Source organism: Chromobacterium haemolyticum (genome assembly GCF_009936155.1).
Lineage (GTDB): Bacteria > Pseudomonadota > Gammaproteobacteria > Burkholderiales > Chromobacteriaceae > Chromobacterium > Chromobacterium haemolyticum.
Genome location: NZ_AP019312.1, coordinates 1,149,601 through 1,171,759 on the forward strand (window position 1 = coordinate 1,149,601; position 22,159 = coordinate 1,171,759).

A 22,159-nucleotide genomic window follows, 5' to 3' on the forward strand; every position below is an offset into this window, starting at 1 on the left:
TTTGCTTGGAGGGGGAGTTTGTCGATTGCGTGATCGATAACGAAGTGAAATGTGTTCGTAATCGATCTTAAACGAAGCAATATCCGTTCAATGATTTGCGGTTTCGAATATTTTAAGTCATTGTTTAAGTTGAAGATAAACACGGCTTGCCAAGGCCCGGTCCAGCAACCATAATCTGGCACGTCATGCAGGAGAGAGTGGCCGTCCGCGCCACCGCCGAAGGCGCAAGCGCACCCGCAATCGCTCAGGCAAAAGGACTGCATTATCGGACTGGCCGCAGCCAGTTCGCCGAATCTGGAGAGCGGCGTCCACGGATGCCCACCGAAGGGGCTAACGGTCGCAAGGCCGGAAAATCTCAGGTGCAGGGACAGAGGGGTGTAGGGAATAGAGCAACACTACACGCTTTTGCTAAGGACGCACCAATGACGGCCCCGAAACGCACCCCCCTGTTTGAGTCCCACATCGCCGCCGGCGCCAAGATGGTCGATTTCGCCGGCTGGGAAATGCCCATCCATTACGGCTCCCAACTAAAAGAACATGAAATTGTGCGCAACGACGCCGGCATGTTCGACGTTTCCCATATGACGGTGCTGGACATCAGCGGGCCGGACGCCAAGGCCTGGCTCCAGCGGCTGATCGCCAACGACGTGGCCAAGCTGGGCTTCGAAGGCAAGGCGCTGTATTCCGGCATGCTCACGCCCGACGGCACCGTGGTGGACGATCTGATCGTCTACCTGACCTCCTACGGCTATCGCATGGTGGTCAACGCCGGCACCACCGACAAGGATCTGGCCTGGATGGAAGGGCACAAGGCGGACTTCAACGTCGACATCAAAGTAAGACGCGATCTGTCCATCTTGGCGGTGCAAGGCCCGCAAGCCATTGCCAAGGTCTGTTCGGTCAAGCCCGAACTCGCCGCCGTCATCCAGAACTTGAAGCCGTTTCAAGGCCAGCCGGCAGGAGACTGGTTCTATGCCCGCACCGGCTATACCGGCGAAGACGGCCTGGAAGTGATGCTGCCCGGCGTTGAAGCCGCCGCTTTCTTCCAACAATTGCAGGCTGCCGGCGTGGCGCCCATCGGTCTGGGCGCGCGCGACACCCTGCGGCTGGAGGCCGGCATGAATCTGTACGGCCACGATATGGACGAAACCGTTTCCCCGCTGGAAGCCGGCATGGGTTGGACCATCGCCTGGGAACCGGCAGAGCGCGACTTCATCGGCCGCAAGGCGCTAGAGGCGCAGAAAGCCGCCGGCGTGAAGACCAAGCAAGTGGGCCTGGTACTGGAAGGGCGCGGCGTGCTGCGCGAAGGTCTGAAAGTGGTGGTGGAAGGGGTGGGCGAAGGGGTGATCACCAGCGGCACCTTCTCGCCCACGCTCAAGCATTCCATCGCGATCGCGCGCGTGCCGGCAGGCACAGGCGACAAGGCGCTGGTGGACCTGCGCGGCACCTTGACCGAAGTGCGCGTGGTCAAGATGCCTTTCGTGCGCAACGGCAAGAAAGTTTTCGCCTGAGCCGATCGCTCAGGCAGGCCGCGCGACGCGGCCGGGAATAATCGTTAAGACCTGGATTTGACTGGAGACACTCATGAGCAACATCCCCGCCGAACTCAAATACGTTGAAAGCCACGAATGGCTGCGTCTGGAAGCTGACGGTTCCGTGACCGTGGGCATTACCGAGCATGCGCAAGAATTGCTGGGCGACATCGTTTTCGTCGAACTGCCGAAAGTGGGCGCCAAGCTGGCCAAGGAAGAGCAGGCCGGCGTGGTGGAGTCGGTGAAGGCCGCTTCCGACATTTACTGTCCGGTTGCCGGCGAAGTGCTGGCCATCAACGAGGAACTGGAAGCCGAACCGGAACTGGCCAATAGCGAACCCTACGGGGCGGGCTGGTTCTTCAAGATCAAGCCGGCGAATCCGGCGGACCTGGACGCCCTGATGGACGCCGCCGCCTACGCCAAGGAAATTGGCGCCTGATGGTGAAAACCGCCTCGCAGTCCTGATTGGCCGCGAGGCGTTTTTTTCGCCCGGATATCCAGCAACACCCGATTGGCCGCGAAAGCCGCGGCGCGGACGGCAAGCACAGAAGGTCTCGTACTCATGTCTCTCTCCGAACTTTTCAACCGCAAAGAATTCATCTCCCGCCACATCGGCCCGTCCGACGCAGAGCGCGAGCAAATGCTGGCCGCTATCGGCGTGGCCTCCATTGACGAACTGGTGGCGCAGACGCTGCCGGCCGACATCCGCCTGAACCGCAAATTGGAGCTGCCGGACCCCATGCCGGAAGCCGAGGCGCTGGCAGCGCTGAAGGCTGTCGCCGCCAAGAATGTGGTCAACAAATCCTTCATCGGCCAGGGTTATTACCCGGTGCTGACCCCAACGGTGATCTTGCGCAACCTGCTGGAAAACCCGGGCTGGTATACCGCTTACACCCCGTACCAGGCGGAGATCGCCCAAGGCCGTCTCGAAGCCTTGCTGAATTTCCAGCAAATGGTGATCGACCTGACCGGCCTGGAACTGGCTAACGCGTCCTTGCTGGACGAGGCCACCGCCGCCGCCGAGGCGATGGCGATGGCGCGCCGGGTGTCCAAGGCCAAGTCCGGCCAGTTCTTCGTGGACAGCCGCGTGCTGCCGCAAACCCTGGACGTGATGCGGACCCGCGCCAAGTATTTCGGCTTTGAGCTGGTACTGGGCCACCCGGAAGAGGCGGGCAAGGGCGAATACTTCGGCGCCTTGTTCCAGTATCCGGGCGAGGCCGGCGACTTGATCGACCTGACCCCGCACATCGCCGCGGTCAAGGCCAAGGGCGCGGTGGCGGTGGTGGCCGCCGACATCATGGCCTTGGTGGCGTTGAAATCTCCGGGCGAGATGGGCGCGGACGTCGCCATCGGCAACACTCAGCGCTTTGGCGTGCCAATGGGCTTCGGCGGACCGCACGCCGCCTATTTCGCGTTCAAGGACGAAATGAAGCGCTCGGCGCCTGGCCGCATCATCGGCGTGTCCGTGGACGCCAAAGGCAAGACCGCGCTGCGCATGGCGCTGCAGACCCGCGAGCAGCACATCCGCCGCGAAAAAGCCAACTCCAATATCTGCACCAGCCAGGTGCTTCTGGCCAATATCGCCGGCATGTACGCGGTGTATCACGGCCCGGAGGGCGTCAAGCGCATCGCGGCCCGCATCCACCGTCTGGCCGCCATTTTCGCGCACGCGGTCAAGGCCGATGGCGGCAAGCTGGTGTTCGATCGTTTCTTCGACACGGTGCAAGTTGACGCTCCCAAGGCCGACGCGGTGTATCAGGCGGCGTTGGCCGCCGGCTACAATCTGCGCCGCGCAGGCGGCAATGTGTTGGGCGTGGCTTTCCACGAGGCGGCCACTGAAACCGATCTGGCGCGTCTGATTGAAATCTTCACAGGCAAGAGCGCCGATATCGCCGCCTTGGACGCCGCGGCTGCCGATGCGATTCCGGCCGGGTTGAAGCGCGAATCCGCTTTCATGAGCCACCCGGTGTTCAACACCCATCATAGCGAGCACGAGATGCTGCGCTATATGAAGAAACTGGAAAGCCGCGACCTGGCGATGAATCATTCGATGATCTCGCTGGGCAGTTGCACGATGAAGCTGAACGCCACCAGCGAAATGATTCCGATCACCTGGCCGGAGTTCGCCAATATGCATCCGTTCGCGCCCCGCGAACAGACAGTGGGTTATCTGGAAATGATCGCCGGTCTGGAAACGCAGCTGCGCGCGATCACCGGCTTCGACATCATCTCGATGCAGCCCAACTCCGGCGCCCAGGGCGAGTACGCCGGCCTGTTGGCAATCAGCCGCTACCACGAGTCGCGCGGTGACGGCCAGCGCAATATCTGTCTGATTCCGCGTTCCGCTCACGGCACCAACCCGGCCACGGCGCAGATGATGAATATGCAGGTGGTGGTGGTGGACTGCGACGAGGCGGGCAACGTCGACGTTGCCGATCTGAAGGCGAAAGCCGAGCTGCATTCTGCGCAGCTGGCGGCCTTGATGATTACCTACCCGTCCACCCACGGCGTATTTGAGCAGCCCATTCGCGAAATCTGCGCGATCATCCATCAACACGGCGGCCAAGTGTATATGGACGGCGCCAACCTCAACGCCCAGGTGGGCTTGTGCCGTCCGGCCGACATCGGCGCTGACGTGTCGCACATGAACCTGCACAAGACCTTCTGCATCCCGCACGGCGGCGGCGGCCCGGGCATGGGCCCGATTGGTTTGAAGGCGCATTTGGCCCCGTTCATCGCCAACCACGTGGTGGCGTCGGTGCCCACCGCCCTGCCCGGTCAGACCGCGGTGTCGGCTGCGCCCTTCGGTTCGGCCTCCATTTTGCCTATCTCCTATATGTACATCGCGATGATGGGCGCGGAGGGCATGAAGCAGGCCACCGAGAACGCCTTGTTGTCCGCCAACTATGTGGCGACGCGATTGGCCGAGCACTTTCCGGTGCTGTACACCGGCGCCAACGGCCGGGTGGCTCATGAGTGCATCATCGACTTGCGCCCGCTCAAGGCCGCCAGCGGTGTGACCGAGGTGGACGTAGCCAAGCGGCTGATGGATTACGGCTTCCACGCGCCGACCATGAGCTTCCCGGTGCCGGGCACGCTGATGATTGAGCCGACCGAGTCCGAGCCCAAGGCGGAACTGGATCGTTTCATCGCGGCGATGGCGGCGATCCGTCAGGAAATCGACAAAGTGCAGAACGGCGTGTGGCCTGCGGACGACAATCCGCTGTGCAACGCGCCGCACAGCAAGGCGGACATCGCAGGCGAGTGGCAGCGTCCGTACAGCCGTGAAACCGGCTTGTTCCCGCTGCCCTATGTGCTGGAAAACAAGTTCTGGCCCAGCGTCAACCGCATCGACGATGTTTACGGGGACCGCAATCTGGTGTGCAGTTGCCCGTCCACCGACAGCTACGCCTGATTCGCGCAGGCAAGCGTAAAGCAGCCCCGGCCTTGGCCGGGGCTTTTTTGCGTGTAGACGCGGCCATCTGACACTGGAGTTGAGTGAATATACGACTATCATATTTAATGGAGGATATGACGGCAGGCTGCTTGCCGTTGGTATGTAAACCCTATCAATTAGGAGGCTGCGTTGGCGTTGAGCGTGCCGGCTGCGGTTGCCGCGCCGGATTTTCAGCTGTTGTTCGAACGGTCGCCAGGGCTGTACTTGGTGCTGGACACCGATTTCAATGTCGTCGCCGCCAGCGATATTTATCTGCAGACGACGCTGACCCGGCGCGAGTCCATCCTGGGGCGCAATCTGTTCGATATCTTTCCGGTCAATCCCGACGACCCGGAAGGCGAGGGCTCGCGCAATCTGCGCATTTCTTTGCAGCGTGTGCTGTCCACCGGGGTTGAGGACAGCATGGCGATGCAGAAATACGATATTCCCCGACCGGACGGGAGCTTCGAGGAGCGCTACTGGAGCCCGACAAATTGGCCGGTGAAGCGCGCCGACGGCAGCGTCAGCTGCATCATCCACAGCGTTCAGGATGTCAGCGAGTTTGTGCGCTTGCGCGGCGAGAGCGCGGTGAGGGATTTTTCCGTCGAATGGTTGAAGAATAATGCGGCGGTCTTAGAAGCCGAAATGGTGAATCAGCACGCGCTGATCGCTCGCGCCAACACCGACTTGAAGGAATCGAATAGCGAACTGGCCCGCTTGAATCAGCAAATGCGGGAGCTGGACCAGATGAAGACGCGATTTTTCGCCAATGTCAGTCATGAACTGCGCACCCCGCTGACGCTGATTCTGGGGCAGGTCGAACGCTTCCTGTCCGGGCAAGCCGAGCCGGGGGAGGCGCCCAATCTATCCTTGATCCAGAGGCAGGCGCGCATGTTGTTGCAGCAGGTGAACGATTTGCTGGACGTGGCCAAGCTGGACGCGGGGGAGCTGAAGCTGCGTTATGTGCAGCTGGATCTGGCCGAGTTGGTGCGCCATGTCGCCTCTTATTTTGCTTCTCTGGCCAGCGACAGACGCATCGATTACCAAGTGGCCGCACCGACAACGGCCCCGGCTCAGGTCGATGCGATCAAGTTGCAGCGGGTTTTGTTGAACCTGCTGTCCAATGCCTTCAAATTTACGCCGGACGGCGGTCATATTCAGATCGCGCTGGAACTGCGAGGGCGGCAAGCCGACATTCGGGTGCGTGACAATGGGCCGGGGGTGCCGGCCGAGATGCGCGACAAGGTTTTTGAGCGCTTCGTGCAAGTGGAGGACGGCGATTACGGTCGCCATGGCGGTACCGGGCTGGGCCTGGCCATCGTCAAGGAGTTTATCGAACTGCACCATGGCGAAGTGTGTTTGTCCGCGGCGGAGGGCGGCGGCGCCTTGTTCCAACTGAGCCTGCCCTTGGAGGCGCCGGCGGGGACGCCGGTGGTGTCGGAATACTTGCGGCTGGACGATCTGCTGGCCGGCGGCGCGGTGCCTTTGCCCGCGCCGCAACTGGGCGAGACCGCGGCCTTGCCGGACAAAAACGGCCAAGCGCTGGTGCTGTTGGTGGAGGACAACCGCGATATGAGCGCCTTCATCGCCGGCGCGCTGGGCAAACATTATCGAGTCATGACGGCGCCGGAGGGCGGCCGCGGTTTGCAATTGGCCTTGAGCGAGCAGCCGGACTTGATTATTAGCGATCTGATGATGCCGGGCATGGGCGGCGAAGAGCTGGTGTCGGCGCTGCGCGGCAATCGACAGACCGAGGACATTCCAGTGGTGATGCTGTCAGCGAGGGCCGACGACTCGCTGCGGCTGCGGATGCTGCAGAACAGCGTGCAGGAGTTTTTGTTCAAGCCGTTTTCCGTGGCGGAGTTGCTGGCGCGGGTGGGGCGATTGATTGGAGAGCGGCGCCGCTCGGCGATGCGCCTGAAGCAAGCGTTGTACGCGGCGGAGCAGATTGCCTGGGAGGTGGATCTGGTCGACGACGTCTTGCATGAGGAGGGGCCGGTGGGGCGCATTTTCGGGCGGGCCGAGGATTATCGCCATGACAGCCTGGACGCTTTGCTGGGGCAAATCCATGCGGAGGATCTGGATGAGCTGCGCCGGCGGTGGCTGGCTTTGCCGGCGGAGGCTGGAGAGAGTCTGCACGAATGTCAGTTTCGCATCGCCACGCCGGAGCAGGGGCAGGTATGGATGCAGGTGAGCGCAAGCCTGTGGCGAGACGAGCAGGGACGGCCGCGGCGCGCCATGGGTTTTGCCCGAGACGTATCCACCTTGAAGCGTTCGCAGCTAGATATCGAGTTTCTCGCCAAGCATGACAGTCTGACTCAGCTGCCCAACCGTGTGCAGTTGAATGAGCGGCTGCAATGGAGCTTGAGGAATCATCAGCGTTCGGGGCGGCGCTTGTATCTGCTGTTGGTGGATTTGGACGATTTTCGCCTTATCAACGATAACTTGGGACATGAGGTGGGAGACCGCCTATTGCGTATCGTGGCAGAACGGCTGCGCGCTTGCGTGCGCGGGCATGATCTTTTGTTTCGCATCGGAGGCGACGAGTTTGTGGCTTTGGCCGAAAACGCCGCGGACGGCGACGCCGAGCACTTGGCCGAACAGATGCTGGCGGCGCTGGCGACGCCGTGCCAGGACGGAGATCACCGTTATTTTTTGTCCGCCAGCATCGGGGTTAGCTGCTGCCCCTGCGACGCCGACACGCCGGAGGGTTTGATGCGCGACGCCGATATGGCGATGTACCGCGCCAAGTACGCGGGCAAGAACGGCTATTGTTTCTTCTCCGAGGATATGGCCGACGGCGTGCGTCAGCGCCTGCAGATTGAAACCGGTCTGCGCCAGGCTCTGCAGCGGCAGGAACTGAGGCTTGAGTACCAGCCGCAACTGACGTTGCGCAGCCAGGACATGCTGGGGGTGGAGGCCTTGTTGCGCTGGGAGTTGGATGGGCGCAGGCAATCGCCGGCCGAGTTCATCGCCATCGCTGAAAAAACAGGCTTGATCATCGATATCGACGAATACGTGTTCCGTAATGTCTGCAAGCAGGTCGTGGCCTGGCGAGGGCAGGGGCTGCCGCCCTGGCGAGTCAGCGTCAATCTGTCGGCGCGCTTCTTCGGTTTGCCGGACGCCGTGTCGCGCTTGCGCGTGATCGCAGAAGAAAGCGGGGCGCCGCCAGAGCAACTGTGCTTGGAGATCACCGAGGGCACCTTGATGGACGCGGATAGCGCAATGAAGGCGCTGCCTATGCTCAAGCGCATGGGCTTTCACGTCAGCGTGGATGACTTCGGGACCGGCTTTTCCTCATTGTCCTACCTCAAGCGGCTGCCCATTGATGAATTGAAGATAGACCGCAGCTTCATCATCCGGCTGGATAGCGACGAGCGCGACCTGGCGATGGTGGCGGCCATCGTGTCGATGGCGGAAAGCCTGGGTCTGCAAGTGCTGGCCGAAGGGGTGGAAACCGAGTCCCAGCACGCCTTGCTGTTGGCGCGCGGCTGCCATAGCGGTCAGGGTTATCTCTATTCGCGATCTTTGCCGGCCGAGGAGCTGGTGGCCTGGTGGCGCAGCCGCTTCGAGTGATCAGGGGGCAGGCGGGTTAATGCCGGGTACCGCCTCGCCGGGCAGCCAGTGCCGGTACAGCGCGGCGAAGCTGCCGTCGCGCTTCATCTCATCCAGCGCCTGCTGCCAAGCCTTGATCACCGCGTCCGGCGTCTGACGGGAAAAGGCGATGTAGCCGTAAGTGTGGGAGAAGGTCAGCGCCTTGCGCACCTGGGACGGGTCGAAGCCCTGTTGCCGCAGCTGGTGGGGCAGGGTGGTGTTTTCGCTAACGATGACGTCGGCGCGCTTGCGCATCAACATGTTCAGCAACTGGTCCGGCGTGGCCACGGTGGCCAGATTGGAGAAGTTCTGCGCGCTTAGCAGCTGTTGCAGATACCAGTCCCGAACCACCATGATCTGCGGCAGTTTGCGGGCGTCGTCCAGCGTCTGCAGCTTGATCGGGCTGTCCCGCCGCACGAACAGGCAGCCCAGGGTTTCGGTAACCGGGCCCACCCACTTGAACATGCGTTCCCGTTCTGGGGTGCGGTTGGTGTTGAACAGCACGGTGTTCGGCTGCTGTTGAGCTTGGCGGTAGCCGCGCGCCCAAGGCACAACGGAGATGGGGTCGTGGTTGCCGACGCGGCGCTGTATGCCTTGAACCACCTCCACCACTAGGCCGGAGGCCTTGCCGTCTTGCTCAAACGTCAGAGGCGGATCATCCTCAGTGAGGATGTCCAGCGTGGGGTTTGGCGCGGCCCGCGGTTGCGTGGCGGCAAGGCAGGTCAAAAGCAGAGCAAGCAGGCAGTGGCGGCGGGTCATGTCGATGGCGCTTTGTATTCTGGCTGTTCGCTTTGACTGTAGCGGCAATTTGCTCAGGGCTCAAATTTCGGCCTTGCCCGCGGTGCGAATATGAATATGCATAATCGATGGTTTGTTTTTTGCGCTTATTCGCTTAACCTTCGTTTCTGATACCGAAGATGCCATGCAGTTTGATAAGGAAATGCCGATGAACAAGCAATTGACGATGTTGGCTTTGGCCCTGGCGCCGACCCTGGCACTGGCCGCGCGCCCGTTGACCGTGTGCACGGACGCCAATCCGGAAGGTTTCGACGTGATGCAGTACAACTCCCTCGTCACCACCAATGCGTCGGCGGACGTGCTGATGAACCGCTTGGTCGAATACGATCCGGCTACTCGCAAAGTGACCCCGGGGCTGGCCGCAAGCTGGCAGGTCAGCGAGGACGGCCTCAGCTATACCTTCAAGCTGCGTCCCAATGTCGCGTTTCACGCCACCGATTATTTCAAGCCTGGCCGCAAGCTGACGGCCGACGACGTAGTGTTCACCTTCGAACGCATGCTCAACCCCGCGCACCCTTGGTACAAGAGCGCGCCGAACGGTTATCCGCACGCGCAGTCGATGCAGTTTCCCAAGCTGATCAAGGCCGTGCAGAAGGTCGATGCCAATACCGTGCGTTTCGAGCTGAACTATCCGGAAGCCACCTTTCTGTCCAGCCTGACGATGGGTTTCGCGTCGATCTACTCGGCTGAATACGCCGGGCAGTTGCTGGCGGCCGGTCGTCAGGCGGACTTGAACGCCAAGCCCATCGGTACCGGCCCTTTTGTCTTCCGTAGCTTCCAGAAGGACGCGGTGGTGCGCTACGCGCCAAACCTCGCCTATTGGGGCGCCAAACCCAAGGTCGGCGCGTTGATCTACGCTATCACTCCTGATTCGGCGGTGCGGGCGCAGAAATTGAAGGCGGGAGAGTGCCAGCTAGCCTTGTCACCCAAGCCGCAGGATGTGTTGGCGGCCAAGGTCGATTCCAAGCTGCAGGTGTTGCAGACCCCTGCTTTCATGACGGCCTTCATCGCCTTCAACAGCCAGAAAAAGCCGCTGAACAACCCCTTGGTGCGGCAGGCGCTCAACCTGGCTTTCGATAAGAGCAGCTACCTGAAAACGGTATTCGACAACACCGCCACCGCGGCGGACCTGCCTTATCCGCCCAATACGTGGAGTTATAACAAGGGCGTGAAGCCCTATCCCTACGATACGGCGCGAGCCAAGAAGCTGCTGGCCCAGGCAGGCTATCCAGACGGTTTCGAAACCACGGTATGGGTGCGGCCCAGCGGCAGCACGCTGAACCCCAATCCCAAGGCCGGCGCCGAACTGTTGCAGTCGGATCTGGCCAAGATCGGCGTTAAGGTGCAGATCAAGGTGATCGAGTGGGGGGAGCTGATCAAGCGCGCCAAAGCCGGAGAGCATGAGCTATTGTTCATGGGGTGGGCTGGTGATAATGGCGACCCGGACAATTTTCTGACACCGCAATTCTCCTGCTCGGCGGTGCAGTCCGGCACCAATTTCGCGCGTTTCTGCGACGTCAAGCTGGACAAGTTCATCAGCGATGGCAAGAAGAGCAGCGACTTCGCGCAGCGCGCCAAACTGTATCTGGCGGCGCAAAAGTTGATCCAGGAACAAGCCTTGTGGCTGCCGTTGGCGCACCCCACCGCTTACGCATTGGCAAGCAAGAGTTTGAGCGGCTATGCGGTTAGCCCGTTTGGACGTGTGGACTTTGGGCGAGCGCAGTTGAATTGAGCCCGGTGGACTGGCTGTTTGAGGCTGGTCCGTCAGGTTTTGTCAGCACGGGGGGGCTAGACTCCGAGTAATGTTCGGATGTGAACATATAAGTGAATATTTTCCAGTATCAAGTAATTGAGCATCGTATTTTTGTTGAAATGTTGTTTTGGCGTATTTATTTTTTCGATTAGAAACTGTCTGCTTCCTAAAGATGACATTGCTTGAGTGCGTGCTTGTTATCTTGGGAAGAAGCCTAGTACTCTGAGAACGAGTGGATAGAGGACTGAGCAGCCAAAGGCCGGTGAGAGCCATTGTCTTGGCAGTGGCAGTGTTTTTCCCATATCCGCGGCGATCTTGCCGCTATTTTACCGCGTTGCGCGGATGCCACGCCGGCAGCCAGGCCCCCGTGGATACGGCAGGGAAGACAGCCTGCCATGCAAAATGTTCCAAATCATCAGGACTACGCAATTTAATAATAATTATTCTAATTTTTGCGCTCTCTTTTTAAGTGTTATTGGGAAGTAATCTTAAAAAGAACATCATTTTCCCCGTCGTCTCTAGTTGAAACTACTCACTGGCCTATTTAGCGTGCGCTCACCCTCGCTTATGGCAAAAGTTTCGCGTATCATCAAACCTTGGTTGGGATAAACATGACATAAGAATATAATGCAAACTAGACGAACACAACAAAGTCGTAGGGAGTCCACCATAGGGAAACTGGTGGAAGCGGCCATCGAGTGTCTGCTGGAGTTTGGCTATCACGGTACCAGCGTGCAGTTGATCTGCAGCCGGGCCGGCGTCTCCCAGGGGGCCTTATTCCGCCATTTCGCCACCAAGAACGAACTGATGCTGCCGGTGGGGCGCAAGGTGGTCGACGATATTTTCGAGGCCGGCCTCAAGCTGGCGGCGGAAATGCCGGGGACGATGCCGGAAGAGGAGAGAATCGTCGCGCTGATGAAGGCCTTGGTGCTGTCGCCGCGCCACATCGTGTTGATGGAACTGCTGATGGCGGCGCGAACCACCGCCGACCTGCGGGAAATTTTCCTGGCCAGCTCCAGCAATTACTTCCGCGATCGATTCGTCGCGATGATGGCGTCGCTGTTTCCGCGTTACGCGATCTCTACCGGCTTCTTCGCCACTTTACTGACCATGATGACTACCTTCCACGGCATGGCTTTGTACCGAATGCTGAACGAGCATCCGGAAGGGGACAAAATGCGCGAACAATGGTTGCTGACCGCCTTGCGCACCGAACTGGAGCGCATCCGCGCGGAAGGCGCCGATAGCCGTAACCCGTTGTACCAGCTCCCGTTCTAAACCGCTTCGTTGCCAGCCGGGGGGAACTGCAGTTTGACGCAGAGCCCGCCCCCGGCGTTGCGGCTTAACTCCACCGCCGCTCCGTGCCGGTGGGCGATCTCCCTGACAATGGCCAAGCCCAGGCCGCTGCCGCTACTGGCTGCGCCGGCGATGCGATAAAAACGCAGCCATACCTTGTCTTGTTCCGTTTCTGCGATGCCGTGGCCGTTGTCGTCGACACGCAGCCACGGCGTCGGCAACGCGCCGGCCGCGATCGTGATTTGCGCGTCCCGGTCCCTGGGGTGGTAGCGGATGGCGTTGTCCAGTAGGTTGGCCAGCAATTCCCGCAGCAGACCGGCGTTGCCGCGTATCCGCACCGTATCCTCCCCTTCGTAACCCAGATCCGCGCCTTGGCCGTGCGCCCAGGGCGCTTGCTCCAGAGCCCACTCCCTGACCCAGGCTGCCAGGTCCATGTCGTGCAGTTCGATGGCTTGGCCGTTGTCCGGCTCCACTCGCGCCAGTTGCAATAGCTGGTGCACGCCGTGGCTGGCGCTGTCCAGAGAGGCGAGCAGTTTGTCCAATAGCTGGCGCAATGAGGGCTCGAGCGCTTGGCGACGCGCCAGCTCCGCTTGCGTCCGCATCACCGCCAGCGGCGTTTTCAGCTGATGGGCGGCGTCGTCGATGAAGCGGCGGCGCGCCGCCTGCAATTTATGCCAGCGCACGCCTTGCTGGTTCAGCGCCTCCACCAAGGGCGTCAACTCGGTGGGCAACTCGCGGCTGGGCAGGGGGCTGAGATCGGTTTCCTTGCGCGCCACCACATTACGGGACAGACGACGCAAAGGGCGCAGGCTATGGCCAACCGCCAGCAGCACGATGGCAAGCATGAGGATGCCGAGCAGCGTTTCCTGCGCTAGGGATCCGATGAGCAAGGTACGTGCCAGTTGCTCTCGCGATTCAGGCGTTTCCGCCACCTGTATCCACACGTCCTGGCTGCGCAGCGTGCTCATGTCGCGCACCGATAGCCGCAAGGTCAGCAGGCGCAGCATTTCGCCGTGATAGGGGATGTCCATGTAATCGGGCTGGTAGCGGATGCCCTCGCGCCGGCGCGGCGGCGGCAGCGGTAAATCGTCGTAGCCGGTGAGCAGCGCGCCGTCCGCGCGGCTGACGCGATAGAACACCTTGCCGGAAGCGTTGGACTCGAACATCTGCAGGGCGAAATAGGGGATGTCCACGCTGACGGCGCCGTCATGGGCGGCGACGCCGTCGGCGATGGCGCGGCCGGAGCTGAGCAACATGCGGTCGAAGGCGGTATTGGCCGCCTGCAAGGCGCGGTTGTAAGTCATCCAGCCGTCCAGCGCCAGCATCAGCAGCAGTGGAGCGGACAGCCCGAGCAGCAATTGCTTGCGCAAGCTGGCGGGTTTGAAACGGGAGAGGGCGGTTCGCATTTACGGAGTGGTCAACAGATAGCCCAGCCCGCGCAGGGTCACGATGGAAACCGGCTGGCCGGCCAGTTTCTTGCGCAGGCGGTGCACATAGATTTCGATGGCTTCGGCGCTGCCGGTTTCATCCAGGCCGAAAATCTTTTCCGATAGCTGGCTCTTGCCGATAGCCTTGCCGCCTTGCAGCATCAGCACTTCCAGCACCGCGTGCTCGCGCGGGGTCAGGTGCAGCGCGTCGCCGCTCAGTTGAAACTGGCGTCCGACGCTGTCGTAGCTGAGGGGGCCTAATTCCAGCAGAGGGCTCTCTCGGCCGTGGCTGCGGCGGATCAGCGCGCGCACCCGAGCTTCCAGTTCGTTGAGATCGAAGGGCTTGGCCAGATAGTCGTCGGCGCCCAGGTCCAGGCCGCGCACCCGCTCTTCCACCGAGCCGTGCGCGGTCAGTATCAGCACCGGCAGCGTTTGCTTGCGGCCGCGCAGCCGGCGCAGGACTTCCCAGCCGTTGAGTTTGGGCAGGTCCAAGTCAAGGATGGCCAGCGCGTAGTCTTGCGTGCGGAGCACATGATCGGCGTCGCTGCCGTTGAGCATACAGTCCACCGCGAAACCGGCCTGTCGCAAGGCCTGGGCCAGCGATTCGGACAAGGCCGGATTGTCTTCCACCAAGAGCAGGCGCATGGTTGAGTCACTGAAAGCGGATTGAAAGCTTTACTCTAATATCATGGCTGGGCAAGCGAAGCCAATAGAGCTGCGCGATTCGAAAGATGTCGCCAACATCTTCATCTACCTAGGAGCAACACCATGAATAGAGTCAGAAGCCTGTCCGCGCTGTGCTGTGCGCTGGGTTCCGCCGCCGTTTGGGCTGCATTGCCCGCCGGCTATCCCGCCAGTTACCAGAACCTGGTGGACGCCGCCGTCAAGGAAGGCAAGGTGGTGGTGTATTCGGCCACCGACAGCGCCGCAGCGCGGCCCCTGATCAAGGACTTCCAGGCCTTGTATCCCGGCGTCAAAGTGGAATACCACGATATGAACAGCACCGAGATCTACAACCGCTTCATCAGCGAGAACGCGGCCAACAGCGCCAGCGCCGACGTGGTGTGGAGTTCGGCGATGGATCTGCAGGTGAAGTTCGTCAATGACGGCTACGCCGCCAGCTATGCTTCACCAGAGGCGGCCAATCTGCCGTCCTGGGCGCATTATCAGCAGCAGGCCTACGGCACCACCTACGAGCCGGTGGCCATCGTCTACAACAAGCGCTTGCTGAAGCCGGAAGAAATCCCACAGACCCGCGCCGACCTGGTGCGCATCCTCAAGGCGAACCCGGCCCGCTTCAAGGGCAAGGTCACCACCTACGATGTGGAGAAGTCCGGCGTCGGTTTCAACTTCCTGACCCAGGACGTGCGCCACAACGCCAACGGCGCCTGGGAATTGGCGCGTATGCTGGGCGCCAGCGGCGTCAAGCTGCAAACGTCCACCGGGGCGATGATGGAGCGGATCTCCTCGGGCGAGAACCTGATCGGCTACAACATCCTCGGCTCCTACGCTTACGCCAAGGCGAAGAAAGACCCGGCCATCGGCTACGTCTATCCCAAGGACTACACCCAGGTGGTCAGCCGGCTGGCCATCATCTCCAAGAAAGCGCGCAATCCCAGCGCGGCGCGACTGTGGCTGGACTATCTATTGTCCAAGCGCGGCCAGACCGTGCTGGCTAACCAGTCGGATCTGTTCTCGCTGCGCAGCGATGTGAGCGGCGCGACTTCCATTGCCGCCTTGAACCAGCAATTGGGCGGCAGCGCCAAGCCCATTCAGGTGGGCACCGGCCTGCTGGTCTATCTGGACCAGGCCAAGCGGCTGGACTTCATGCGCAGCTGGCAGCAGGCGCTGAAGAAGTAGCGACTCCCTCCGGCCGCCGCGGCCGGCGTTTCCGATGATTCAATCAGCCGTCCGCCGCGCGCGGACGGCGCAGAGGCCTGCGCGCAGGCCTGGGAGCAAGCATGAATTCCTCCATTAATCCGACAGCCCCCGCCGCGGCCGCCGACGCCGCCGCGCACGGCGGCCGGCCGGGTTGGAGCGCCGCCGGCCGCTGGCTGGTCTTGGGCGCGCTGGCCCTGCTGGTGCTGGCCCCGCTATCGCTGGTGATCTACCAAAGCCTGCTGGATCAGCCTTTCTTCATGGCGGACAAGAGCATGGGGCTGGCCGCTTACCGCTTTGTGTTCGCCGACCCCGATTTCTGGTCCGCGCTCGGCAACTCGCTGGTGATCGCCGCCGGCATGGCCTTGATCGCCATCCCGTTGGGCGGCGTGCTGGCGTTTGTGATGGCGCGCACAGACTTGCCCGGGCGGCGTTGGCTGGAGCCCTTGCTGCTGACGCCGGTGTTCGTGTCCCCCATGGTGCTGGCCTTCGGTTATGTGGTGGCGGCCGGGCCGGTGGGTTTTTATTCTTTATGGTTCAAGCAGTGGTTCGGCGTGGAAGAGGTGCCGTGGAACATCTATTCCCTGCTGAGTATCGCGGTAGTGGCGGGGCTGACTCATGTGCCGCATGTCTATCTGTACGCGTCGGCGGCCTTGCGCAATCTGGGCTCGGACGTGGAAGAGGCCGCGCGCGTGGCCGGCGCCAGCCCCTTCCGCGTGGCGCGCGACGTCAGCTTGCCCATGGTGATGCCGTCGATGCTGTTCGCCGGCGTGCTGGTGGTGTTCCTCGGTTTCGAGGTGTTCGGCCTGCCGCTGGTGCTGGGCGACCCGGAAGGGCATCTGGTGTTGGCCACCTATCTGTACAAGCTGACCAATAAACTGGGGGTGCCGTCCTATCACCTGATGGCGGCGGTGGCGGTATGTCTGATCGCGATCACCTTTCCGCTGGTCTTGTTGCAGCGCCGGCTGTTGCGCAGCGCCCAGCGTTTCGTCGCGCTCAAGGGCAAGGCCGGCCGTCAGCACCCCTTGTCGCTGGGGCCGTGGCGCTATCTGGCGTTGGCCATCGTGCTGCTGTGGCTGTTCCTCACCGTGGTGGTGCCGATTTCCGGCATCGCGCTGCGCTCCGTGGTCAGCCACTGGGGCGAGGGCGTGTCCTTGCTGGAAACGCTGACGCTGGATCATTACGCGCTGGTGTTCGAGGAGGACAACATCGTCCGCGCCATCGTCAACACCCTGGGCGTCGGCATCATAGGCGGCGCGCTGGCGGTGAGCTTCTACACCCTGGTCGGGTTCGCCGGCCACCGCCGCCACGATTGGGGCGCGCGTCTGCTGGACTATCTGGTGCTGTTGCCGCGCGCCGTGCCGGGCATCCTGGCTGGTCTGGCCTTCCTGTGGGTGTTCCTGTTCGTGCCCGGCTTGCAGGGCGCCAAGAACAGCATGCTGTCGATCTGGCTGGCCTACACCGTGGTCTGGCTGGCCTACGGCATGCGCCTAGTGCAGAGCGCCTTGCTGCAGGTGGGGCCGGAGCTGGAGGAGGCCGCCCGCACCGCGGGGGCCAGCCAGCGGCGGACCAGCCTGGACGTGACGCTGCCCTTGATCCGTTTCGGCCTGCTGTCCAGCTGGCTGCTGATCTTCATGATTTTCGAGCGGGAGTATTCGACCGCGGTGTATTTGCTGTCGCCGGGCACCGAGGTGATCGGTTCCCTGCTGGTGTCCCTGTGGGCCACCGGCGCGGTGGACCAAGTGGCGGCGCTGTCTGTGATCAATATCTTGATGGTGGGCGCCGGCTTGGCGCTGGCCTTGCGTCTGGGAGTGAAACTTCATGACTAAGCTGAGCGTGCGCGATCTGCATCTGAATTACGAGCAGAATCCAATCTTGAAGGGCGTTTCCTTTGATCTGGCCGCCGGCCAGGTTGTATCCCTGCTCGGCGCTTCCGGCAGCGGCAAGACCACCTTGCTGCGCGCCATCGCCGGGCTGGAGCAGCCGTCGGCCGGCCAAATCCTGCTGGACGGCCGCCCCTTGTACGACGCGTCCGCCGGCTGCAATCTGGCGGTGGAGCAACGCTCGCTGGGACTGGTGTTCCAGTCTTACGCCTTGTGGCCGCATCGCACCGTGGCGCAGAACGTCGGCTACGGCTTGAAGCTGCGTCAGACTCCGTCGGCGGAAATCGGCGCGCGAGTGAGGCAGATTCTGGACAAGCTCGGGCTCGGGCATTTGGCCGAGCGCTATCCGCATCAACTGTCCGGCGGCCAGCAGCAGCGCGTGGCCATCGCCCGCGCGCTGGTCTACAACCCGCCGGTGATTCTGCTGGACGAGCCCTTGTCCAATCTGGACGCCAAGCTGCGCGAAGAGGCGCGCGCCTGGCTGCGCGAATTGATCGTGTCGATGAATTTGTCCGCCTTGTGCGTCACTCACGATCAGGGCGAGGCGATGGCGATGTCGGACCAGATTTTGTTGTTGAAGAACGGCCGCATCGAGCAGGCCGGCAGTCCCACCGAGCTGTATTCCGCGCCGGCTTCCCTTTATACCGCGCAATTCATGGGCGCCAACAACACGCTGCTGGCCAAGGTGGCGGCCCGGGACGGCGACAGCGTGACCCTGCAGGGCGAGGGCTGGCAGCTGCAAGCCACCGCGCGGCAGGCATTGCAGGTGGGGCAGCAGGCGGAGGCGGTGATCCGGCTGGAGCGGCTGCGGGTGCAGGACGAGCCCGGCGACAACAGCCTGCCGGCGCGCCTGATCGCATCGATGTATCTGGGAGACCGCTGGGAATACCTGTTGCAGCACGGCGATCTGCGTTTGCGCGCCTTTGGCCAGCAGGCCAGGTCTAACGGCGAGTGCTGGGCGGAGTTCGGGCTGGAGGACACCTGGGCGTTCGAGGCCGCTTCGGCTTGAGGGTGTTTCGGTAGTTCTTAGATCGGGGGCAAGCCAAGCTTGCCCTTTTTTTGCGCCCGCATGCATGGGAGGGCCGGGAGGGCGCAGATCACGCATCCTGCAACTTGGGGCGAAGAGCCTGTCGTCAAGAATGCCCGTGTGTTGTGTGTGCCTTTTCTTTCCGCCACAAGGTTTGGCGGCGCTTTTGCTTGTGAGGCTTTGGGGGGGGCAAGAGTGGGAGCAAGCATTGTCCCACATGGTGAAATGGCGCCGCTGCAGCTGTATACGCGTTGATCTTCTTATGTTTTTCCCAAGGCTGTCTCTACTTTGCCTGACGCGGGGGTGTGGGCGGCAGGGGCACTTTTGAAGCAATGAAAAAGGCCCGCTTGCGCGGGCCTTTTTCTCATTCATGTTCGTAGGTTCTTGCGTCGAACCGACAAATTAGAACGCGTGGATCATGTTTACGCCGAAGGCTTTCAGATCCTTGTTGGCATCCTTCACGCCGCCTTTAACGTCGATCTGACCGTATTGCGCGCCGAAGGTGGTGCGCTTGGAGATCGCGTAGTCAACACCCAGTACGTACTGGTTGTAGCCGGTGTCGTTCAGTTTCACGCCGCCTGCTTCAACCTTGTCGCCATGAGCGTAGGTGAATTTCGGGGTGAAAGCACCCAGAGTGTAGGCAGCGGTCAGAGCGTATTCGCGAGTTTTAACCTTGGTATTGCCGTCAAAGTTTGCAGGAATAACAAAACCCGGAGTTACATACTTGCTCCAACCAACGATATCCATGCCACCTTTTTGCTGTTGGTAGCCGAAGGCAACCAGCAGGTTGTTGGCATTGTAGCCAACTTCCAGGCGATGCTTGTCGTTAGCGGTTTGGTTTACGCTGAAAGGTGCGCCGGTGCCGTCGTTCACGCTATCAACAAGCGCTTTGCTTTCATGGATGTAAGCGTACTTACCGAAGAAGCCACTGTTTTCGTAGCCTAGGCCAACGATGGAAGTTTCGCGAGCTTTGGTGTTTTTGCTCTTGTCTTCTTTGGTGCCGTATTGCAGGGCTGCGCTGAAGCCTGCGATGCTCGGCAGGTCGTAGCGGATGGAGTTCTTCAGGCGGGTGCCGTCACGGGTGAACACGCCCAGACCCAGCGCGTCGTTCTTGTATTCCCAGCTGTCAACGATGCCCATATCGCTGTCCAAGAAGTTGGATACATTGCCCAGACGTACGGTACCCAGATCGCTTTGCAGGCCGATGAAGGAGTTGCGGTTAGCGAAAGTGCCGCTGCTGCTATTGGCGGTGCCGTCGTCATTTGCTTTGCCGGTGCCATCAATAGCGAAACCGGTTTCAACTTGCCAGATAGCCTTCAGACCGTTGCCCAGGTCTTCCTTGCCTTTGAAGCCGATACGGGAACCCAGGTCGTCGATGTTGGTTTGCTTGGTGGAACCATTGTCAACGTATTCAACGCCGCCTTTGATTTTGCCGTAGATGGTCACGTCAGCGAAAGCTGCAGCCGGCAGAGTAGCTACCAGCAGGGCGATCAGACTCTTTTTCATGGTCAAGTCATCCTTTTATATGGGTTTAGGAATGTGAGCAAATGCTATTGGCTAAGTTGTTTAAATGCAACTTTTCGGTAAACGCTGTGTTGCAAATCAACAACCAATTGTTGCTTTGTATGTGTGGTTTTACATGCGAATGTCTGCATAAGCCAATGAAGCAAATGGGGAAATTATGAAATTCACTCATTGGCGGTCACTGTTGTAAAAAAACACTATCAAGCGGAAAGCGTGATGACGGGCGGGTATGCCGGGGTTTGGACGAGAGGAGAGCAGTGTGTGGAGTGAAAAAAAATGAGCCCGCGGAAGGCGGGCTCAAAAATCAACGTGACTTGAAGAGAATTCACGATGCTGCAAGAAGCACATCAAAATGAATTCGTATCTGAATCATAATAGAAAGCATTGGCTATGTAAATAGCTTGAGGTCCGACGTTTTTACGCATCGCTGTGATTTCGTGTGTGAGCGGCAACTCCTTGTTTGCAAAAACATAATTTGATTTGTTTGGTCTGGTTGATGATCAATGTCTCGGCTATTGTCTGTGCTCGCTTCCGCATAGATTGTTTGGTTTGGCGGTTTTAGGTTTCGCTTCTTTTGTTGGTTTCGGTTCCCGGTTAAGGTGGGCGGGTGGCATGGGCGGACGCCGCGCGACTCACTTTATAGAAGGAAGGACTGACGAGATGAAACTGGAAACCCTGGCGGTGCATGCCGGCTACGCGCCGGATCCGACAACCAAGGCGGTGGCGGTGCCTTTGTACCAAACCACCAGCTACGCTTTCGATAGCACCCAGCACGGCGCGGATCTGTTCGATCTCAAGGTGCAGGGCAATATCTACACCCGCATCATGAACCCGACCACCGACGTGCTGGAAAAGCGGGTGGCGGCGCTGGAGGGCGGGATTGGCGCCTTGGCGGTGGCTTCCGGCATGGCGGCGATCGCCTATGCGATACAAACCATCGCCGAGGCCGGCGACAACATCATCGCGACCAGCACCTTGTATGGCGGCACTTATAATCTGTTCGCCCACACCTTGCCGCAACTGGGCATCGAGGTGCGCTTCGTCGACTATCGCCGGCCGGAGCAGATCACGGAGTTGGTGGACGCGCGCACCAAGGCGGTGTTCTGCGAGTCCATCGGCAATCCGCTAGGCAATGTGGTCGATTTCGCCGCCTTCGCCGAGCAGGCGCATCGTCATGGTCTGCCCCTGATCGTCGACAACACGGTACCGTCTCCTTATCTATGCCGGCCGTTCGAGCACGGCGCCGATATCGTGGTGCACAGCCTGACCAAGTATCTGGGCGGGCACGGCAACAGCATAGGCGGCGCCATCGTCGACAGCGGCCGCTTTCCCTGGGCGGAGCACGCCGAGCGCTTCGCGCGCTTGAACACGCCGGACGTCAGCTATCACGGCGTCAACTATGTGGAGGCGCTGGGCGCGGCTGCCTATATCGCGCGGGCGCGAGTGGTGCCCTTGCGCAATATGGGAGCGGCGCTGGCGCCGTTCAACGCCTTTCTGATTTTGCAAGGCATAGAGACACTGGCGTTGCGCATGGACCGAATCTGCGCCAACGCGCAGCAAGTGGCCGAGCATCTGCGAGCTCATCCTGCGGTGGAGTGGGTTGAATACGCCGGGCTGGAGGATCACCCGAACCACGGGCTGGCGCGGCGTTACTTCGGCGGCAAGGCTTCCGGCGTACTGTCCTTCGGCATCCGGGGCGGCGCGGCGGCAGGCGGGCGCTTTATCGACGCTTTGCAGTTGGTGACCCGGCTGGTGAATATCGGCGACGCCAAGTCGCTGGCCTGCCACCCCGCCACCACCACCCATCGCCAGTTGTCGGCCGACGAGCAATTGCGCGCCGGGGTGCGGCCGGAAATGGTGCGTTTGTCGATAGGCATCGAACACATCGACGACATCCTGGCCGATGTCGACCAGGCGCTGGCGGCTGCCGCGTCTTAAGCCTTGGTTGGAACTTGTTTACGATTGAGAAAGAGGAATGAGCTGAGGGAGCATGAGTATTTCGACGCCGTGC

General features: G+C 60.9%; 14 protein-coding genes and 2 riboswitches. Of the genes, 10 read left to right on the forward strand and 4 right to left on the reverse strand.

The features are described from left to right. Window positions 1-178: 178 nt before the first annotated feature. Window positions 179-270, forward strand: a riboswitch (glycine riboswitch). A gap of 14 nt (window positions 271-284) precedes the next feature. Further along, window positions 285-381: riboswitch (glycine riboswitch) on the forward strand. Window positions 382-422: 41 nt separating this feature from the next. The 4 genes from gcvT to GYH29_RS05460 all read left to right on the forward strand — a co-directional run bounded on the left by gcvT (window position 423) and on the right by GYH29_RS05460 (window position 8,544). Continuing rightward, window positions 423-1,511, forward strand: a complete 1,089-nt coding sequence (gene gcvT, locus GYH29_RS05445; protein ID WP_043591851.1) for a glycine cleavage system aminomethyltransferase GcvT — start codon at window positions 423-425, stop codon at window positions 1,509-1,511. Between the two features lie 73 nt (window positions 1,512-1,584). Beyond that, complete coding sequence (gene gcvH, locus GYH29_RS05450; protein WP_019103296.1) at window positions 1,585-1,971, forward strand: glycine cleavage system protein GcvH; 387 nt, start codon at window positions 1,585-1,587, stop codon at window positions 1,969-1,971. A 123-nt stretch (window positions 1,972-2,094) separates the two neighbouring features. Next, a complete protein-coding gene (gcvP, locus tag GYH29_RS05455; protein WP_107732686.1) occupies window positions 2,095-4,947 on the forward strand; it encodes an aminomethyl-transferring glycine dehydrogenase in 2,853 nt (950 codons plus the stop codon). Between the two features lie 171 nt (window positions 4,948-5,118). Beyond that, entirely contained in the window at window positions 5,119-8,544 is a 3,426-nt protein-coding gene (locus GYH29_RS05460; RefSeq protein WP_161523326.1) for an EAL domain-containing protein, read from the forward strand. Here GYH29_RS05460 and GYH29_RS05465 read toward each other — a convergent pair whose 3' ends face one another. Then, window positions 8,545-9,321: a substrate-binding periplasmic protein gene (locus GYH29_RS05465; RefSeq protein ID WP_043591845.1), complete on the reverse strand. Its 777-nt coding sequence runs from the start codon at window positions 9,319-9,321 to the stop codon at window positions 8,545-8,547. It abuts the gene before it with no gap. Between the two features lie 187 nt (window positions 9,322-9,508). On the opposite strand from GYH29_RS05465, the gene GYH29_RS05470 reads away from it, so the two are divergent. After that, window positions 9,509-11,092 (forward strand): ABC transporter substrate-binding protein, encoded by a 1,584-nt coding sequence (locus tag GYH29_RS05470; protein WP_161523327.1) that lies wholly within the window; start codon window positions 9,509-9,511, stop codon window positions 11,090-11,092. 648 nt (window positions 11,093-11,740) lie between these two features. Then, on the forward strand, window positions 11,741-12,391 hold the full coding sequence (locus GYH29_RS05475) for a TetR/AcrR family transcriptional regulator (protein ID WP_081546138.1): 651 nt from the start codon (window positions 11,741-11,743) through the stop codon (window positions 12,389-12,391). Here the strand turns inward: GYH29_RS05475 and GYH29_RS05480 are convergent. Together GYH29_RS05480 and GYH29_RS05485 are read right to left on the reverse strand one after the other, a co-directional pair. Next, window positions 12,388-13,815, reverse strand: coding sequence for a sensor histidine kinase (locus GYH29_RS05480; RefSeq protein ID WP_161523328.1), 1,428 nt, complete (start codon window positions 13,813-13,815; stop codon window positions 12,388-12,390). The genes GYH29_RS05475 and GYH29_RS05480 overlap by 4 nt on opposite strands. Beyond that, window positions 13,816-14,481 carry a response regulator gene (locus GYH29_RS05485; RefSeq protein WP_019103304.1) on the reverse strand — a complete coding sequence of 222 codons (666 nt, stop codon included), beginning with the start codon at window positions 14,479-14,481 and terminating at the stop codon, window positions 13,816-13,818. A gap of 123 nt (window positions 14,482-14,604) precedes the next feature. Here GYH29_RS05485 and GYH29_RS05490 point away from each other — a divergent pair, with 123 nt between their 5' ends. The 3 genes from GYH29_RS05490 (at window position 14,605) to GYH29_RS05500 (ending at window position 18,606) form a co-directional block, all read left to right on the forward strand. Further along, entirely contained in the window at window positions 14,605-15,696 is a 1,092-nt protein-coding gene (locus GYH29_RS05490) for an ABC transporter substrate-binding protein (protein WP_019103305.1), read from the forward strand. Between the two features lie 101 nt (window positions 15,697-15,797). After that, a complete protein-coding gene (locus GYH29_RS05495) occupies window positions 15,798-17,543 on the forward strand; it encodes an ABC transporter permease (RefSeq protein WP_161523329.1) in 1,746 nt (581 codons plus the stop codon). Then, window positions 17,536-18,606, forward strand: coding sequence for an ABC transporter ATP-binding protein (locus tag GYH29_RS05500; protein ID WP_161523330.1), 1,071 nt, complete (start codon window positions 17,536-17,538; stop codon window positions 18,604-18,606). The genes GYH29_RS05495 and GYH29_RS05500 overlap by 8 nt, the downstream gene beginning before the upstream one ends. A 420-nt stretch (window positions 18,607-19,026) precedes the next feature. On the opposite strand, the gene GYH29_RS05505 is transcribed toward GYH29_RS05500, so the two are convergent. Next, a complete protein-coding gene (locus tag GYH29_RS05505; RefSeq protein WP_161523331.1) occupies window positions 19,027-20,130 on the reverse strand; it encodes a porin in 1,104 nt (367 codons plus the stop codon). Between the two features lie 678 nt (window positions 20,131-20,808). On the opposite strand from GYH29_RS05505, the gene GYH29_RS05510 reads away from it, so the two are divergent. After that, window positions 20,809-22,086, forward strand: a complete 1,278-nt coding sequence (locus tag GYH29_RS05510; RefSeq protein ID WP_161523332.1) for an O-acetylhomoserine aminocarboxypropyltransferase/cysteine synthase family protein — start codon at window positions 20,809-20,811, stop codon at window positions 22,084-22,086. The last annotated feature ends 73 nt before the right edge of the window (window positions 22,087-22,159 follow it).

Coding starts and splice junctions, on each gene's coding strand:
- GYH29_RS05500 (WP_161523330.1), top strand. CDS start 17,536: ATGACTAAGCTGAGCGTGCGCGATCTGCATCTGAATTACGAGCAGAAT.
- gcvT (WP_043591851.1), top strand. CDS start 423: ATGACGGCCCCGAAACGCACCCCCCTGTTTGAGTCCCACATCGCCGCC.
- gcvP (WP_107732686.1), top strand. CDS start 2,095: ATGTCTCTCTCCGAACTTTTCAACCGCAAAGAATTCATCTCCCGCCAC.
- GYH29_RS05465 (WP_043591845.1), bottom strand. CDS start 9,321: ATGACCCGCCGCCACTGCCTGCTTGCTCTGCTTTTGACCTGCCTTGCC.
- gcvH (WP_019103296.1), top strand. CDS start 1,585: ATGAGCAACATCCCCGCCGAACTCAAATACGTTGAAAGCCACGAATGG.
- GYH29_RS05475 (WP_081546138.1), top strand. CDS start 11,741: ATGCAAACTAGACGAACACAACAAAGTCGTAGGGAGTCCACCATAGGG.
- GYH29_RS05495 (WP_161523329.1), top strand. CDS start 15,798: ATGAATTCCTCCATTAATCCGACAGCCCCCGCCGCGGCCGCCGACGCC.
- GYH29_RS05470 (WP_161523327.1), top strand. CDS start 9,509: ATGAACAAGCAATTGACGATGTTGGCTTTGGCCCTGGCGCCGACCCTG.
- GYH29_RS05510 (WP_161523332.1), top strand. CDS start 20,809: ATGAAACTGGAAACCCTGGCGGTGCATGCCGGCTACGCGCCGGATCCG.
- GYH29_RS05505 (WP_161523331.1), bottom strand. CDS start 20,130: ATGAAAAAGAGTCTGATCGCCCTGCTGGTAGCTACTCTGCCGGCTGCA.
- GYH29_RS05490 (WP_019103305.1), top strand. CDS start 14,605: ATGAATAGAGTCAGAAGCCTGTCCGCGCTGTGCTGTGCGCTGGGTTCC.
- GYH29_RS05480 (WP_161523328.1), bottom strand. CDS start 13,815: ATGCGAACCGCCCTCTCCCGTTTCAAACCCGCCAGCTTGCGCAAGCAA.
- GYH29_RS05485 (WP_019103304.1), bottom strand. CDS start 14,481: ATGCGCCTGCTCTTGGTGGAAGACAATCCGGCCTTGTCCGAATCGCTG.